15 protein-coding genes are annotated in these 14,520 nt (G+C 73.8%); 10 read left to right on the top strand and 5 right to left on the bottom strand.

Annotated elements, in window-relative coordinates; translation table 11 throughout:
• Positions 1-20: 20 nt before the first annotated feature.
• Entirely contained in the window at positions 21-1,253 is a 1,233-nt protein-coding gene (locus CLT75_RS30465) for a serine hydrolase domain-containing protein (RefSeq protein WP_135243545.1), read from the top strand.
• 55 nt (positions 1,254-1,308) lie between these two features.
• Positions 1,309-1,950 carry an NAD(P)-dependent oxidoreductase gene (locus CLT75_RS30460; protein ID WP_135243544.1) on the top strand — a complete coding sequence of 214 codons (642 nt, stop codon included), beginning with the start codon at positions 1,309-1,311 and terminating at the stop codon, positions 1,948-1,950.
• A 31-nt stretch (positions 1,951-1,981) separates the two neighbouring features.
• Here the strand turns inward: CLT75_RS30460 and CLT75_RS30455 are convergent, their stop codons facing one another.
• Positions 1,982-2,446 (bottom strand): PPOX class F420-dependent oxidoreductase, encoded by a 465-nt coding sequence (locus CLT75_RS30455; protein ID WP_030272926.1) that lies wholly within the window; start codon positions 2,444-2,446, stop codon positions 1,982-1,984.
• A gap of 31 nt (positions 2,447-2,477) precedes the next feature.
• On the bottom strand, positions 2,478-3,119 hold the full coding sequence (locus CLT75_RS30450) for a DUF6642 family protein (RefSeq protein WP_135243543.1): 642 nt from the start codon (positions 3,117-3,119) through the stop codon (positions 2,478-2,480).
• A 257-nt stretch (positions 3,120-3,376) separates the two neighbouring features.
• Here CLT75_RS30450 and CLT75_RS30445 point away from each other — a divergent pair, with 257 nt between their 5' ends.
• Complete coding sequence (locus tag CLT75_RS30445; protein WP_135243542.1) at positions 3,377-4,156, top strand: M15 family metallopeptidase; 780 nt, start codon at positions 3,377-3,379, stop codon at positions 4,154-4,156.
• A gap of 231 nt (positions 4,157-4,387) precedes the next feature.
• Here the strand turns inward: CLT75_RS30445 and CLT75_RS30440 are convergent, their stop codons facing one another.
• The 3 genes from CLT75_RS30440 to CLT75_RS30430 all read right to left on the bottom strand — a co-directional run bounded on the left by CLT75_RS30440 (position 4,388) and on the right by CLT75_RS30430 (position 6,918).
• Positions 4,388-4,903: a hypothetical protein gene (locus CLT75_RS30440; RefSeq protein ID WP_135243541.1), complete on the bottom strand. Its 516-nt coding sequence runs from the start codon at positions 4,901-4,903 to the stop codon at positions 4,388-4,390.
• Positions 4,904-5,011: 108 nt separating this feature from the next.
• Positions 5,012-5,683, bottom strand: coding sequence for a response regulator (locus CLT75_RS30435; RefSeq protein ID WP_135243540.1), 672 nt, complete (start codon positions 5,681-5,683; stop codon positions 5,012-5,014).
• A complete protein-coding gene (locus tag CLT75_RS30430; RefSeq protein ID WP_135243539.1) occupies positions 5,680-6,918 on the bottom strand; it encodes a histidine kinase in 1,239 nt (412 codons plus the stop codon). Before CLT75_RS30430 ends, CLT75_RS30435 begins: the two co-directional genes overlap by 4 nt.
• Before the next feature lie 132 nt (positions 6,919-7,050).
• On the opposite strand from CLT75_RS30430, the gene CLT75_RS30425 reads away from it, so the two are divergent.
• The 7 genes from CLT75_RS30425 to CLT75_RS30395 all read left to right on the top strand — a co-directional run bounded on the left by CLT75_RS30425 (position 7,051) and on the right by CLT75_RS30395 (position 14,515).
• On the top strand, positions 7,051-7,950 hold the full coding sequence (locus CLT75_RS30425) for an ATP-binding cassette domain-containing protein (RefSeq protein ID WP_135243538.1): 900 nt from the start codon (positions 7,051-7,053) through the stop codon (positions 7,948-7,950).
• Positions 7,947-8,732, top strand: a complete 786-nt coding sequence (locus tag CLT75_RS30420; RefSeq protein ID WP_135243537.1) for an ABC transporter permease — start codon at positions 7,947-7,949, stop codon at positions 8,730-8,732. The genes CLT75_RS30425 and CLT75_RS30420 overlap by 4 nt, the downstream gene beginning before the upstream one ends.
• 2 nt (positions 8,733-8,734) lie before the next feature.
• Positions 8,735-9,439 carry a YqeB family protein gene (locus CLT75_RS30415; protein WP_135243536.1) on the top strand — a complete coding sequence of 235 codons (705 nt, stop codon included), beginning with the start codon at positions 8,735-8,737 and terminating at the stop codon, positions 9,437-9,439.
• 117 nt (positions 9,440-9,556) lie between these two features.
• Entirely contained in the window at positions 9,557-10,978 is a 1,422-nt protein-coding gene (locus CLT75_RS30410) for an amino acid permease (RefSeq protein WP_135243535.1), read from the top strand.
• Between the two features lie 123 nt (positions 10,979-11,101).
• Positions 11,102-11,923, top strand: a complete 822-nt coding sequence (locus CLT75_RS30405) for a CDP-alcohol phosphatidyltransferase family protein (RefSeq protein ID WP_486485304.1) — start codon at positions 11,102-11,104, stop codon at positions 11,921-11,923.
• A complete protein-coding gene (locus CLT75_RS30400) occupies positions 11,920-13,746 on the top strand; it encodes an alkaline phosphatase family protein (protein WP_135243533.1) in 1,827 nt (608 codons plus the stop codon). Before CLT75_RS30405 ends, CLT75_RS30400 begins: the two co-directional genes overlap by 4 nt.
• 13 nt (positions 13,747-13,759) lie before the next feature.
• Positions 13,760-14,515: an FkbM family methyltransferase gene (locus tag CLT75_RS30395; protein ID WP_135244192.1), complete on the top strand. Its 756-nt coding sequence runs from the start codon at positions 13,760-13,762 to the stop codon at positions 14,513-14,515.
• Positions 14,516-14,520 lie beyond the last annotated feature (5 nt).

The raw sequence follows: 14,520 nt of genomic DNA, 5'->3' as shown, positions 1-14,520 counted from the left end.
CCGGCGGGTAGGTTCGCGTCGTGAGTGTCACGGTGAGCACCGACCCCGGCCGCGTCGGCTTCGATCCCGCCCGGCTGGCGCGGATCGACGATCACTTCGCCCGGTACGTCGACGACGGCCGGCTCGCCGGCTGGCAGATCGTCGTCACCCGCCGCGGCGAGGTCGCCCACTCCTCGACGTACGGGCTGCGGGACCGGGAGGCCGGTACGCCGGTCGAGCCGGACACGCTGTGGCGCATCTACTCGATGACCAAGCCGATCACCTCGGTCGCCGCGATGATGCTCTGGGAGGAGGGCCGGTTCGAGCTGAACGACCCGGTCAGCCGCTGGTTGCCGGAGTTCGCCGACGTACGCGTCTACGACCGAGGTTCGGTGCTCAAGCCGTACACCGTGCCGGCGGTCGAGCCGATCCGGATCTGGCACCTGCTCACCCACACGGCCGGTCTGACGTACGGCTTCGCCCAGGTGTCGGTGGTCGACGGCCTGTACCGGGCGGCGGGCTTCGACCTGGGCGTGCCGGCGGGCGCGGACCTGGCGGCGGCCTCGGCCGGGCTGGCCCGGCTGCCGCTGCTGTTCCAGCCGGGCACGAGCTGGAACTACGGCGTCTCCACCGACGTGCTGGGCCGCCTGGTCGAGGTGATCTCCGGGCAGTCGCTGGACGCGTTCTTCGCCGAGCGGATCCTGGGCCCGCTGGGGATGACGGACACCCGCTGGTGGGTGGACGCGGCGGACGCGAAGCGCCTGGCCGCGCTCTACGCCCCGCACCCGGCCACCGGCCAGGCGGTACGCGCCGACGGGGTGGGCCGGGCCGCGCTGGCGGAGCCGACCTGGCACTCCGGCGGCGGCGGGCTGGTCTCCACGGCGGCCGACTACCACCGGTTCACCCAGTTCCTGCTGCGCGGCGGCGAGCTGGACGGGGTCCGCCTGCTCGGCCCGCGCACGGTGCGCTTCATGACCCGCAACCATCTGCCGGGCAACCGGGACCTGGCCTCGTTCTCGCCGGAGGGCTTCGCCGAGACGATCCTCGACGGGATCGGCTTCGGGCTGGGCTTCGCGGTGGTGCTGGACCCGGTGCCGTCGCGGGTGCCCAGCAGCGTCGGCGAGTTCTACTGGGGCGGCCTGGCCAGCACCGCGTTCTGGGTGGACCCGGTGGAGGAGGTCACCGCGCTGCTGTTCACCCAGCTCATGCCGTCGAGCACGTACCCGCTGCGCAGCCAGCTGCGCCAGCTCGTCTACTCGGCGATCGTCGACTGAGCCGGTTCGGCGGAACTTCCCGCCGCCCGCCGGTGGGCTGCCTAGCCTGTGAGGCATGAGCGACATCGTCGTGTTCGGCGCCGGCGGGACGGCGGGCTCGCGGATCGCGGCCGAGGCGGTCGAGCGGGGGCACCGGGTGACCGCGGCGGTGCGGCGTCCGGAGGCGGTCGGCTACCTACCCCCCGGCGTACGCACGGTGACCGGCGACGCCACCTCGGCGCGGAGCGTACGCGAATTGGCCGAGGATGCGGACGTGCTGGTGGTGGCCATCGGCGGCGGCGAGCGGGACCTGTGGCGCGACGCCGCGCGGACGCTGGTCGACACGTTGCGTGAGTTGCCGGACCCACCCCGGGTGATCCACGTCGGCGGCGGTTCGACGCTGCTCACGCCGAAGGGCACCCGTTACCTGGACGAGCCGGACTTCCCGGAGGAGTACCGGGACTCGGCGCACGGCCAGGCCGACGCGCTGGAGTTCTACCGCACCAGCGCGGACGGGGTGACCTGGACGTACGTCTCGCCGCCACCGCTGGAGTTCCACCCGGGTGAGCGGACCGGCCACTACCGCACCGGCACCGACCACCCGGTGACCGACGCGCAGGGCCGTTCGGTGCTCACCTACGAGGACCTGGCGGTGGCGATCGTCGACGAGATCGAGGATCCCCGGTTCGGCAACGCCCGGTTCACCGTCGCGTACTGACCCGGCGCGTACCGGTTCAGCCGGTACTGATTCAGTCGGCCAGCCGGGCGGGGAAGCCGCCGGTGGCGATCGGACCCCAGGACTCGATCGTGACGCGGATCAGCGACTTGCCCTGCGCGACCATCGCCGACCGGTACTCGTCCCAGTCCGGGTGCTCGCCGGAGATGCTGCGGAAGTACTCGACCAGCGGCTCCAGCGCCTCGGGCAGGTCGAGCACCTCGGCCACGCCGTCGACCTGCACCCACGGGCCGTTCCAGTCGTCGGAGAGCACGCACGCGGAGACGCGCGGGTCCCGGCGGATGTTGGCGACCTTGGCGCGCTCGGGGTAGGTGGAGATCACCAGGCGGCCCTCGGCGTCCACGCCGCAGGCCACCGGGGAGGACTGCGGGCGCCCGTCGGAGCGGGTGGTCATGAGCACGACGTGGTGGCGGGGGCGGAGGAACTCGATCAGGGCGTCCCGGTCGACCCGGGTGTTCTTCGCGATGCTGCGTGCCATGCCTCGGTTCTACCAGGCGTGCCCGTCGTTCTCAGCGCGGACGCCCGGCGGACCGCTGCGCCGGGACCTGCTCGGGCAGGCGCGGGCGGGCCGAGGGCCGCCAGGCGCGGCCGTTGGCGTAGATGACCCGGAAACCGAGGTACGCGGCGAGCGGTGCCCAGTGCGCCGAGCGCATCCGCACCTCGGCGGCGTTGTGGCGCTGGCCGTTGGCGAGCACGTCGAGCAGCACCGTCTCGAAGGCGGCCGACTCGACCCAGTCGACCTCGCGGGTGAAGCCGCAGATCAGCGCCGCGCCGGTGACGTCGAGGAACTCGCGCAGCGTGGCGTCGGAGGCGCGCAGCACGGAGCAGCTGCCGAAGTAGAGGCGGCGGCCCTCGCAGCGGCCGGCCATCCGCTCGGCCACGTCCGACAGCTCGACCGAGTCCCAGTCGGTGAGGCAGAGCCGGCTCGGCTCGCCGTGCATGGCGAAGAAGCCCACCCGGTGATCCGCATACTGCTTGAGCAGCCACCTGTCGACGAAGTAGAACAACTCGTCGCGGGTGGCCGCGTCCTTGTGGATGTAGCGGATGCGGCCGAGTCGTTCGAGCAGGTCGAGCGTGGGCAGGACGGATCCTCGTTCGTTGAGGTCGCGGTGCCACTGCCCCTCGACGCAGAACACGCCGCCACGCGCCAACGCCCACCTCCCCGCCCGTCGAGGTCGCCGCCCGGGTCCGGGAGCAGACGTTACCGCCCACCTCCGACGGGCGACACCCGGCGGCGCGTTCGCAAACAGGCACTATTCACAGCCGATATCCAGGAACCGCCTGATGTGAGAACAATTTCGGCTAATCACCACGAAGGATCCTCTCACCTGTCACGGTGAGAGAGACGGGACGTACCGGTCGATGTGCCCGTTCAACCCCAGTTCCGCTCTGACATCGGGAGGACTCTGTGCGCGTCAACACCCTGAAGCGGGCGGCGGTCGCGTTCGCGCTGGCCCTGCCCGGGGCCGCCGTGGCGACAGTCGTGGCCGCGCCGCCGGCGCACGCCGACGGCTGCTACACCTGGAACCGGACGCTGTCCCAGGGAAGCTCCGGCGCCGAGGTCCGGCAGCTCCAGATCCGGGTGGCCGGCTGGGCCGGGTACGGCGGCATCGTCCGGATCGACGGCGTGTACGGCCCGGAGACGGCCGCCGCGGTCAAGCGCTTCCAGGCCGCGTACGGTCTGCGCGCCGACGGCGTGGCCGGGCCGCAGACGTTCGCCAAGATCTACGACCTGCAGAAGGACAGCGACTGCACGCCGAAGCACTTCAGCTACACCGAGCTGGACAACGGCTGCGGCAAGGGCGGGTGGGCCGGGGGTCCGCTCTCCTCGTCGGCCACCCGGGAGAACGCGCTGCGCACCATGTGGAAGCTGGAGGCGCTGCGGCGCAGCCTCGGCGACAAGCCGCTCTACGTGACCAGCGGGTTCCGCAGCATCGCCTGCAACCGGCAGGTCGGCGGCGCCGCGGACAGCCAGCACCTCTACGGCAACGCGGCCGACCTGGTCGCCAAGCACCGCAGCCTCTGCGACATCGCCCGATCCGCCCGTGACCAGGGCTTCAGCGGCATCTACGGCCCCGGCTACCCGGACCACGACGACCACACGCACGTGGACTCGCGGCGGGAGAACAACCGGGACAAGTCAGCGAACACCAGGGACTGGTCCGCCCCGGACTGCGGGGTCGAGTAACGCGGTGACGGCGGCCCGGCACGGGGGTGGGGGCTCCCCGGCCGGGCCGCCGTCGGCATGCTCCGGCACGACCGACGCCGCTCCGCGACGGGGCGTCGGCACGACCGGAACCAGGGCGCCGGGCGTCGGCTCACCCGGACCGGGAGAGCCGGCCCGGGGAGCGGGCGAGGCGTGGCGTCACCTCGCCCGGACCGGGCGACGGGTCGGATCGCCCGGGGCCTGGTGGCGGGGTCAGCTCGCCCGGGGCCAGCGGGGCCGGGCGGGAGCCGACCGCCCGGCGACGGGCCGCAGGCCGGGCCGCACCGGCGGCGCGACGACCCGCGGGACCGGGCCGCGCGCCGCCTGGGCCGCGGCGGCGGGACGGGCCACCTGACCGGGTACGCCCTGCCGCGTCACCTGTCCGGCCTGGCGGGCCACCTGCCCCGGGGCCGGACGGGCGCCGGACGGCCCGGTCAGCACGAACGGGAAGGGCACGTGCACGAACGGGTTGCCGTGCCGGATCAGCGCGTCGATCTGACGGTCGTTGAGACCGTGTGTCTCCAGCACGCGCCGGCCCCAGCGATGCAACCGGCAGGGGAACGACGACCCGTCGTTGCGGCACTTCGGCCCCGCGGGCCACTCCTCGGCGGCGTGCACCACCACCGCCCGGACCGCGAGGCGGACGTCCTCGGGGGTCAACGGCGCCGGTACCGGCACCTCGCCCAGGATCTGGTCGATGGGATCCGTCGACTGCTCACCAACTCGCACGGCAGGCCTCCCGCAGCTCGGCAGCGGTGCGGCGGAACGGCCGCACCACATCCTCGCCCACTGGTACGGCCGGGAAACGGCAGCAGTTCAATCCCGCCACGCGGCGAGTCAGACCAGGCCGGCGTCCTGGACCAGCAGGGCCACCTGCACGCGGTTGTTCAGGTCGAGCTTCGTGAGCAGGCGCGACACGTACGCCTTCACCGTCGCCACGCTCATGAACAGCTCGGCGGAGATCTCCGCGTTGGTCCGGCCCCGGCCGAGCAGCACCGCGACCTCCCGCTCCCGCTCGGAGAGCCCGTCGAGCAGCCGTACCGCCCGCTCCCGCTTCGGGTCCGGGCTCGCCACCGGCGCGGTGCCGGTGACGTGCGCGATGAGCTTGCGGGTCACCGCCGGGGACAGCGTCGCCTCCCCCGCCGCGACCCGGCGTACCGCCGCCACGATCTCGGCCGGCGGGGTGTCCTTGAGCAGGAAGCCGCTCGCCCCGGCGCGCAGCGCCCGCAGCACCTGCTCGTCGGCGTCGAACGTGGTGAGCACCAGCACCTCGGGCGGCTCCGCGGTGGCACGCAGCGCCTCGGTGGCGGCCAGCCCGTCGACCCGGGGCATGCGGATGTCCATCAGCACCACGTCCGGGGCGTACGCGGCGACCGCCGCCGGCACCTCGGCGCCGTCGGTGGCCTCGCCGACCACCGCCAGGTCGGGTACGCCGCCGAGGATCATCGACAGCGCGCCGCGGACCAGCGGGTCGTCGTCGACGATGAGCACCCGCACCGGCGCGCTCACTGAGCCGCCGCCCAGGGCAGCCAGGCGGTCAGCCGGAACCCGCCGTCGGCGTCCCGCCCGTGTTCGAGGCGGCCACCGGCGAGCGTGACCCGTTCCGCGATGCCGACCAGCCCGGTGCCGGCGCCGGGAATGGCGGTGGGCGACGCGCCGACCGGCCACGGGTTGTGGATCTCCACCGCCAGCCCGTCCCCGGGGCCGCCGGCGAGCCGGACCGTCACCACCGCGCCGGGCGCGTGCTTGCGGGCGTTCGTCAGCCCCTCCTGCACGATCCGGTACGCGCTGCGCCCGATCGCCGCGGGCACCGCCTCCGGCTCGATCACCTCGTCGACCACTGTGACCCGTACCCCGGCGTCGCGGCTCTCGGCGACCAGCGCCGGCACGTCGGCCAGCGTGGGCTGCGGCCGTTCCGGCGTGGCCTCGGAGCCGACCTCGGCCCGCAGCACGCCGATCACCTCGCGCAGGTCCTGGAGCGCGGCGTGCGCGCTGGCCCGGATCACCCCGGCCGCCCGCGCCACCTCCTCCGGCGGCGCGTCCGGCCGGAACTCCAGCGCGCCCGCGTGCAGGCTGAGCAGGGAGATCCGGTGGGCGAGCACGTCGTGCATCTCCCGGGCGATCCGGCCGCGTTCGAGCTGCCGGGCCTGGTCGAGCCGGAGCTGCTGCTCGGCCTCGGCCCGCTCGGCCCGGTCCCGCAGGGACAGCACCAGCTGACGGCGGGCCCTGACGAACAGCGCCCACGCCACCACCACGCCGATGAACAGCGCGGTCCAGATCACGGAGCCCCAGAACGGCATCGTCGGGTCGGGCCGCACGGCGAGGTAGACAGGCAGGCTCAGCACGTTCCAGGCCGCCAGGGCCAAACCCACCGGCAGCGGCCGGTGCACGAGCACGGTGAACGTGATGACGAGCAGCGCGACACCGGAGGTGACCGAGAAGAACACGAGCGGCGCGGTGGCCAGCGCCAGCCCGACCGGCCAGCGGCGGCGCAGCCAGAGCGCGCCGCTGACGAGCAGGCCGATGAGCAGGTCGGCCTCCTCCAGCCAGGCCGGACCGGCGTTGAGGCCGAACTCCGGGGTGGCGCTGGTCACGTCGCCGTGCGCGATCAGCACCCAGAGCAGCGAGGCCACGAACAGCACGCCGTCCACGAACCAGTCCCGCGGCGTCCGCCGGGCGGCTCGGGCGGGCACCAGGGACCCCGGCAGGAGCCAGGGATGATCGGGTACGGCGGCGCTGGTCACCCGTCCATGCTAGGAAGCCCTCCGGACCGGCTACCAGCTACCAAAGTCGACGCCTGCGGTGAACCGAGGTCGACGGCGGCGCAGACCGCCGGCCGCAGCGCGTGACCGGGTGGCCCCGGCAGGCTCGACGGCATGATCGAAGTCGACCAGCTCACCAAGCGGTACGGCCCGCACACCGCCGTCGAGGACGTCACGTTCCGGTGCGAACCGGGGTCGGTGACCGGTTTCCTCGGGCCGAACGGTGCCGGAAAGTCCACCACGATGCGGATGATCTGCGGGATGACGCCGCCCACCTCGGGCGACGCCACAGTCGGCGGCCGCCCGTACCGGCACCTGCCCAATCCGGGACGGGAGATCGGCGTGCTGCTCGACGCCTCGGCGCAGCACACCGGGCGCACCGGGCGGGAGACGCTCACGCTCGCCGCCCGGACCATGGGCGTGGACCGGGGGCGGGTGGCGGCGGTACTCGACCAGGTCGGGCTGAACGACACCGCGGCCCGGCGCCGCGTCGGCGCGTACTCCCTGGGCATGCGGCAGCGGCTCGGCCTGGCGCTGGCGCTGCTGGGCGACCCCCGGGTCCTGATCCTGGACGAGCCGGCCAACGGCCTCGACCCGGAGGGGATCTTCTGGATGCGCGGCCTGCTGCGCGACTTCGCCGACCGGGGCGGCACGGTGCTGCTCTCCTCGCACCTGCTGCGCGAGGTGGAGGCGGTGGCCGACCGGCTGGTGGTGATCGGCGGCGGCCGGGTGGTCGCCCAGGGCGGCAAGGACGAGCTGCTCGCCGGCGCCGGCACGCTCGTCCGCGCCCGCGACGCGCACGCCCTGCGTCTGACGCTGGACCGGGCCGCGCTGCCCGCCACCGCCGGCACCGACGGCGGCTTCGTCGTCCGGGCCGAGCCGGGCCAGGTCGGCCAGGCCGCGGCGGACGCCGGACTGGTCCTCACCGAGCTGCGCCCCGCCGGCAGCGGCGGCCTGGAACAGCTCTTCCTCACCCTCACCGCCGGCGCGTCGACCAAGGAGGCCGTCCGATGACCACCACTGCCGTTCCGACCGCCCCGCCGCGGCACGAGCCGGACGTCGCCGGTCCCTCGCTGGCCCGGCTGACCGCCGTGGAGCTGCGCAAGCTCGCCGACACCCGGGCCGGACGCTGGCTGCTGATCACGATCGGGCTGATCGCGGCCGCGATCGTGGTGGTGCAACTGTTCGTCGTCGACGCGCCGGACCAGACGTTCACCGCCTTCTTCACCCCGTCGCTGCTGCCGGTCGGACTGCTGCTTCCGGTGCTCGGCATCCTCTCCATCACCGGCGAGTGGTCGCAGCGCAGCGCGCTCACCACGTTCGCGCTGGTGCCCCGCCGGGAACGGGTGATCGTCGCCAAACTCGCCGCGGTGGTGCTCGCCGCGCTCGCCTCGGTGCTGGTCAGCCTGGCCGTCGCCGCCGTCGGCACGCTCGCCGCACGCGCCACCGGCGGGGCGGGCGCCTGGACGTTCGACTGGCGACTGCTGCCGCACGCGGCCGTGTTCCAGGTGGCGAGCGTGCTGATGGGCGCCGCCTTCGGCCTGCTGCTGCTGAACACGCCGCTGGCGATCGTCACCTACCTGCTGCTGCCCACCGTATGGAGCCTGCTCGCCGCGATGATCTCCGCGCTGCGTGAGCCGGCCCGCTGGCTGGACACCTCGTACACGATGGAGCCGCTGCTCGGCGCCGAGATGACCGGCGGGCAGTGGGGCCGGCTCGGCGTCTCGCTCGCCGTGTGGGTGCTCCTGCCGCTGGTCGCCGGCCTGGTCCGCACCATGCGCCGGGAGGTGTCCTGACAGTGGCCGCCTGGCAACCCGGCGAGGACGTCGTGGTCGACGGCGGACGCGGCGAGCTGGTGCTGATGTGGGCGGGGTTCCCGCTGCTCGGGGCGGGGCTGGGCGCCGGGCTGACCGCGCTGTCCGGCTGGATCGCCGGGCTGGCCTGGTTCCCGTTCCAGGGCCTGTTCGAGCTGCTCGCCCGGTGGCCGGACGAGCGGTCGTACCCGATCGGGGCCGGGGTGGGCCTGCTCGGCGGCCTGTTCCTGGCGGTGGTGGCGGTCCGCGAGCGGCTGACCGTCACGGTCGGGCACCGGACGGTACGGCTGCACCGCGACGGGCACGGCCGGGACCTGGCCCGCGCCGACGTGGCGGGGGTGTTCGTCGACGGCAAGGCACTGGTGCTGCTGGACACCGCCGGTGGCGAGCTGGCCCGGGAGAAGTCCGACCTGGACACCGGGCGGCTGCGGGAGGCGTTCACCAGGCAGGGCTGGCCGTGGACCGGGCAGGACCCGCACCGGGACGCGTACCGGCGGTGGGTGGAAGGGCTGCCCGGCCTGCCGCCCGGCGCGGACGCCCTGCTGCGCGCCCGGCAGCGGGCGCTCGACGGCAGCCACGACGCCGAGACCCGGGAGCTGCACGGGGAGCTGGCCCGGCTCGGCGTCGTGGTCCGCGACGAGGGCAAACGGCAGTACTGGCGGCTGGTGGCCGGCCCGCCGCCGGGCTGACCGCCGCCGTCGCGCTGCGATCTTCGCGCCGAGGATCTACGTTCGTCCATGCGGGTGCGGGCTCGCCGGACGGCGGCGGCCCGGCCGGAGTACGTCGGTGCGACGGGAGGGACCGGCATGGCCGTGGGACAGGGGATCTTCCGGCGCAAGCCGGTCGAGCAGATCGCCGACGAGACCGACGCGGGCCTCTCCCGCGAACTGGGGTTGTGGCAGCTCACCGCGATCGGGGTCGGCGGCATCATCGGCGCGGGCATCTTCGCGCTGGCCGGGGCGGTGGCGAACGAGACCGCCGGCCCGGCCGTGCTGGTGTCGTTCCTGATCGCCGGTCTGGCCAGCGCCGCCGCCGCGCTGTCGTACGCGGAGTTCGCCGGCATGATCCCCCGGGCCGGCTCGGCCTACACCTACGGGTACGCGGTGCTCGGTGAGGCGGTCGGCTGGTTCATCGGCTGGGACCTGCTGCTGGAGTACACGGCGATCGTCGCCGTCGTGGCCATCGGCATCTCCGGCTACTTCGGCTTCCTCGTCAACGAACTGGGCGCGGACCTGCCGGCCTGGATGCTCGGCGCGCCGGGCACCGGCGACGGGCACCGGGTGGACCTGTTCGCGGTGGTGCTCTGCCTGCTCATCGCGTTCCTGCTGACCCGCGGCATCAAGGCCGCCGCCCGGTTCGAGACGTTCGTGGTGGGCCTCAAGGTCGCCGTCGTGCTGCTGGTCATCGTGGTCGGCTTCTTCCACGTGAAGACGGCCAACTACTCGCCGTTCTTCCCGTTCGGCGTCGGCGGCGCGATCACCGGCGCGGCCACCGTCTTCTTCGCGGTCTTCGGGTACGACGCGATGAGCACCGCCGCCGAGGAGTCGCGCGACGCCCGCCGGCACATGCCGAAGGCGATCATCTGGTCGCTGGTCATCTCGATGGTGCTGTACGTGCTGGCCACGCTGGTGCTCACCGGCATGCAGAACTACCGGGACATCGACCCGGAGAGCGGCTTCTCCTCCGCGTTCGCCTCGGTCGGGCTCTCCGGGCTCGCCAGCGTGATCGCGGTCGGGGCGATCATCGGCATCCTCACCGTGATGTTCACGTTCATGCTCGGCGTGACCCGGGTGTGGTTCTCGATGAGCCGGGACGGGCTGCTGCCGGGCTGGTTCGCCAAGGTGCACCCGGTCCGCCGGGTACCGACCCGGGTCACCTGGATCGTCGGCGTCGGCTCGGCGCTGATCGCCGGTTTCCTGCCGATCCGGCAGGCCGCCGAGCTGACGAACATCGGCATCCTGCTGGCCTTCGTGGTGGTGTGCGTGGCGGTGATCGTGCTGCGCTACCGCCGCCCGGACGCGCCGCGGACGTTCCGGCTGCCCGGCATGCCCGTGGTGCCGGCGCTCGGCGCGCTGTTCTCGATCTGGCTGATCACGTTCCTCGACCCGGTGACGTGGCTGCGGTTCGGCGTCTGGTTCCTGCTCGGCGCGGTCGTCTACGCGCTGTACGGCTACCGCCGTTCGGCGCTGGCCCGGCGCGACGAGGACACCGCCGACCGGGCGCGCTGACCGCGCGCCGCCCCGCCGGCCGACATGACATGCCACATCCGCTGGCGCGTTTCCGGCATCAGAACGAACTGTTCGGGCATGTTCTCCGTACACACGTGTGTTCGTGACGTCTACCTCGGAGGCATGGTGTCCGCACTTCGAACTGATCCATTCGCGGGGGCGATTCTCCAGGTCGGCGTACTCGCGGCCCTGGCCGGCACGGTCGGCCTGAGCGCGTACGGCTGGCTTGCCGGTCTGCTCTTCGGGGTGGTGATGGTCGCGGCGCTCGGATACGGGCTGCGCCGCTCGGGCGCGGACCGGCTCGGCCCGGCCGACTGGGTGACGCTCACCCGGGCGACACTCGCCGGCGGCGTGGCCGCGCTGACAGTCGACTCGTTCCGCGAGCCGATCGTGGTGCCGGTGCTCGTCGTGCTGAGCGCGGTGGCGCTGTCGCTGGACTGGGTCGACGGGCAGGTGGCCCGGCGTACCGGCACGGTGAGCGCGCTGGGCGCCCGGTTCGACATGGAGGTCGACTCCTTCCTGGTCCTGGTCCTCTGCGGGTACGTCGCCGACCAGGTCGGCGCCTGGGTGCTGGTGATCGGCGCGATGCGGTACGTCTTCGTCGCCGCCGGCTGGGTGCTGCCGTGGATGCGCGGCTCGCTGCCGCCGCGCTACTGGCGCAAGGTGGTCGCCGCCACGCAGGGCATCGCGCTGGCGGTGGTGGCGGCGGGCGTCCTGCCCCGGCTGCCGGCCGTCGCGGTGCTTCTCGGCGCGCTCGCGATGCTCGTCGAGTCGTTCGGCCGTGACGTCGCCTGGTTGTGGCGGCACCGCGTACCGTCGCGGCGGCGTCCGGTGGCGCTTCCGGCCGCGCCGGTGTCCCCCGCGCCCGCCGGTCACCGCTCCGAGTGGACGCCGGGCGTGCGGATCGCGCGCGAGCCCGCCGAGGTCGGCGGGCGGCGCCCGTGACCGACCTGTCCCGCCGGACGGACGGCGACGACGCCCCGAACGGCACCACGAACAACGGCACCGCGAACAACGGCATCACGAGCGACGGCACGACGGCCGAGAGTGAGCGCGCCGCGAGCGACCCGGGCGACAGTGCCGCGTCCGGCGCCGGCCCGGTCGGCCGCGCCCCCGGCGACGCGGTGGCCGGGGACGACGGCGCCGCGACGCCCGGCCGACCGCGCGCCCGGCGGCTGCTCGCCGCGACGGTCACCGCGCTGGCCGCCGCGCTCGTGCTGGTGGCGCTCGTCGCGCCGAGCGACGTCAACGAGTTCAGCCCCGGCGCGTTCCTGCGCGTCCCGGTGGAGGGGCTGGTCGCCGTCGCCCTGCTGCTGGTCCTGCCGCCACGTCCCCGCCGGGTGGTGGCCACGATCCTCGGCGCGCTGCTCGGCCTGGTCCTCGTCCTCAAGGCCGCCGACCTCGGGTTCTCGCTGGTCCTGGACCGCCCCTTCGACCTGATCGCCGACTGGACGTTCCTCGGCGCGGGCGCGGAGTTCCTGTCCGAGTCGTACGGCCCGGCCGCCGAGGTCGGTGCGGTGGCGCTGACAGTGGTCGCCGTTCTCGCCGTACCGCTGCTGGTGACGCTGTCGGCGCGGCGGCTGGCCCGGGTGGTGGCCGGCCACCGGGTGGTCTCCGCGCGCGCGACCACCGCGCTCGCCGCCGCCTGGGTGGTCTGCGCCGTGCTCGGCGCGCAGATCGTGCCGGGCGTCCCGGTCGCCGCCGGCACGGTGGCGGCCGGTCTCTACGACCGGGCCCGGCAGGTACGGGCGGGCCTCAACGACCAGGAGACGCTGAACACGCAGCTCGCCGGCGACCCGTTCCAGAACGTGCCGGGCGACGAGCTGCTGACCGCGCTGCGCGGCAAGGACGTGCTGTTCACGTTCGTGGAGAGCTACGGCCGGGTCGCGCTGGAGGACCCGGATCTCGCGCCGGAGGTGGACGCCGTCCTGGACGAGGGGACCCGGCAGTTGCGCGCGGCCGGATACGGCAGCCGCAGCGCGTTCCTCACCTCGTCCACCACCGGCGGCGGGAGCTGGCTCGCGCACGCCACGCTGATGAGCGGCATCCGGGCGGACAACCAGTTGCGCTACACCAACCTGGTGCGCAGCGACCACCTGACCCTCAACGGCGCGTTCAAGCGCGCCGGCTGGCGGACCACGCTGGTCATGCCGGCGCTCACCCGGGCCTGGCCGGAGGCCGACTTCTTCTCCCCCGACCAGGTGTACGGCATGAAGGAACTCGGCTACCGGGGGCCGCTGTTCAGCTTCTCCTCACCGCCGGACCAGTACACGCTGTCGACGTTCCAGCGCCGCGAACGCGGCCCCGGGCACGCACCCGTGATGGCCGAGATCCCGCTGCTGTCCAGCCACATCCCGTGGACGCCGGTACCGCCGCTCGTGGACTGGGACGACGTCGGCGACGGCTCGGTCTACAAGGGGACCGCCCGCGCCGACCGCTCGGCGGAGGGCACCCGGGAGGCGTACCGGCAGTCGGTGGTCTACACGCTGCGCACGCTCATCTCCTACGTGCAGCGCTACGGTGACGAGAACCTGGTGCTCGTGTTCCTCGGCGACCACCAGCCGGCCCGGGCGGTCACCGGTGAGGGCGCCGGCAAGGACGTGCCGACCACCGTCGTCGCCAAGGACCCGGCAGTGCTCGACCGCATCGCCGGGTGGGGCTGGCAGGACGGCCTCAACCCCGGCCCGCAGGCCCCGGTCTGGCCGATGGAGTCGTTCCGCGACCGGTTCCTGCACGCGTTCGGACCGAAGTCCACCACTCACAGTTAGGGATGTCGTGACGATGCTCGCGCGGGCCTGGGGGATCACCCGTTCCCTGGCCGTCTACCACGGTCAGCCGGCCAAGCACCGGCGCGCCCGGCAGCTCTACGGGCAGTTCCTCTCCCCCGGCGACCTCGGCTTCGACATCGGCGCCCACGTCGGCGGCCGGGTGCGTACCTGGCGGCGGCTGGGCGCGCGGGTGGTCGCGGTGGAGCCGCAGCCGGACTGCCTGCGGGTGCTGCGCCTGGGCTTCGGGCGGGACGCCGACGTGATGATCGAGCCGACGGCGGTCGGTGCGCGGTCCGGGAGCGCGCGGCTGGAACTGTCCAGCGCGACGCCGACGGTGTCCACCATGTCGTCGTCGTGGATCGAGTCGGTCACCGCCGATCCGAGCTTCGCCGGGGTCCGCTGGGACCGGTCGGTCGAGGTGCCGGTGGTGACGCTGGACGACCTGATCGCGCGGCACGGCGTACCGGCGTTCTGCAAGGTCGATGTCGAGGGCTTCGAGGTCGACGTGCTGGCCGGGCTGAGTCGTCCGGTGCGCGGGCTGTCCTTCGAGTACCTGCCGCCCGCGCACGACTCCGCGCTGGCCGCGTTGGAGCTCGTGGAGCGGCTTGGCGCGACGGCGGGCGGCTACCGCTACAACTACTCGCCGGTGGAGACCATGCGGTTCGCCAGTGACCGGTGGCTGGACGCGGCCGGGCTGGTACGCCTGCTGGAGACGTACCGCCCGGCCGGTCGCTCCGGCGACGTCTACGCCCGGCTGGCGTCCTCCTGATCGGC

The sequence above is a fragment of the Micromonospora sp. CNZ285 genome (assembly GCF_004637285.1).
The sequence above is the reverse complement of the archived record's forward strand: the minus strand, read 5'-3'. Positions and strand labels throughout refer to the sequence as shown.